Genomic DNA, 1,981 nt, shown 5'->3' on the forward strand with positions numbered 1-1,981 from the left:
ATGACAATGAACGTGCGAAACTTGACTTGCTGTCTTTGTTTCGGGGGTGCAAATATAGAACCCTTTTCTTAACCCACAACATCAAAGGGCCTTTTATTTTGTTTTATTTTTAATTGGCTTATTTACTGTGAGTTAGTTTTAGCGTTTTATTACTTTTTGTTTCAAAGCCTATAAATCCTGATGGTTTAGGGTCTTTTTTACGGTTTATCAAGTTATAGAAGACGTATCGGTTTTCATTGATAATGGCAGGTTGAGGAAATCCCTTTTGTTTAATTTTTTTTCATTTGGCGTGGAAGTTCTCTCATTTTATAATGCTTAACGGAGTAGATCTTCTTAGCGTTCGTTCTCAATTCCTGCCATATTAATTTAACGACGTTGTTTTTGATGAAGGTTTTTATAATTTGAATAGGATTACTTTAATAAATCGTTCAATAAAAATAGCCGGTAACCCAGACAGATCTTATAAGCTCGTCATCGCTGAAGAGTTTTATTTATACGAAGCTGGTTTTATTCAATTGTTAACCGAACTGGAGCGGATTGAATAATTCTTTATTTTGAACTATTTTCTGAGAAGATTCCTTTATATTTTCCTTTGAACTATGGATCCTGAATAAAGATTAGGGATTTTTAATTACTAGTAGGTTCTCTAATTTTAGATGAAGTTTTCTTTTTAATTGGAAGATTAACAACATTAAAGATTTTGCTTAGATCATCTCGATTACTCTTTCCAACAAAATTTTCTTTTTTTTTAAAGTTGCATTTTATATTTTTTGATTCAGAACAGCAGATTTATATGAATAGTAATTTTATAAGAATCTTGTATAGGATTGATTGGATCTATTTATGCCTCTGATTTTAAATGCCACTATTTTCATTCGTTAAGATTATCCCCTACTCGAGGAAATATTAATAAAATCAACAACACTTTTCTGGATCATAATTGCCTTCCATAATAATAGTATCAGCTAAACTTATTTTAGGTAATACTATTCTTTATTTCGATTTACATCGTTTACCTCATTTATAGTCAGGATTCAATTTGTCTTATTTAGAACTTAATTCAACAAACGAAGTAGAAATTTATATTAGTGAACTCATTTTACGGGTTCATCTTAATTTTTAGTTTTCTTCGGACTTACAAATTTGAATTTTGTCAGACTGTATTGCTTTTTCTTGATTTCCCTTATCAGCAGTTATCACTAAACTTTATAGAAATTACTATTTTTTAGCTCAACCTAATTCGAAGTAAGGAGATTTAATAAGATGTGATGGAGATTTTATATTAGGATCCTATTTTTTAAACTCCAATTATTTTAAACCCGATATCAATTAATTCCAAATATTAAGACAAAGTATATTTCATTTTTTTGTTAGACGAGTTTATTCAACCTCATTTTAGTTTTAAATTCCTTGATTTTACTTTTTTATGAATCAACACCCAACCTAATAATATTATTCCTTTTTTTAAGTTGCCCCCAGTTAAAGATGAAGCGCCATAATTCCACTTGATTGGTTTTAGGTTTTGATCAACCTTAATTTTAAAGCTGATTACTAAATCGTATGTTAGGTAAATCTTTGTTTTGTGCAGAATTAAATATCCAACTCCCAGTTCGGTCTTGATCTTCTCCCAATGAAGTTGGGATTATGGGTAGGATTGCGAGCAATATATAAAGGTGTGGTTATTTAGGTGGTTTTTAAAAAAGGTGTAAAAACAAAAAACCCTTACTAGTTATCTAGTAAGGGTTCTTAAAAAAGGCGGCGACCTACTCTTCCACAGTAAAGTAGTACCATCGGCGCAAACGGGCTTAACTACTCTGTTCGGAATGGTAAGAGGTGAGCCCCGTCGCTATAACCACCTTAAGTCTTTATTCTGATTCTATCAGAACTTGGGTTGTTATAAATAATCAACACTAATATTGTTGACATATTGAAAAAATTACATGATATCTGTTGTGTAAGTAACGTAAACTTATAAAAAAAC

At 30.5% G+C, this 1,981-nt stretch carries 1 rRNA gene; it reads right to left on the reverse strand.

The window, feature by feature from the left end:
- Positions 1–1,750 precede the first annotated feature (1,750 nt).
- Positions 1,751–1,860 (reverse strand): 5S ribosomal RNA (rrf, locus tag ACFQ13_RS03680).
- Between the last annotated feature and the right edge of the window lie 121 nt (positions 1,861–1,981).

Source organism: Winogradskyella rapida, assembly GCF_042675845.1.
Taxonomy (GTDB): domain Bacteria; phylum Bacteroidota; class Bacteroidia; order Flavobacteriales; family Flavobacteriaceae; genus Winogradskyella; species Winogradskyella rapida.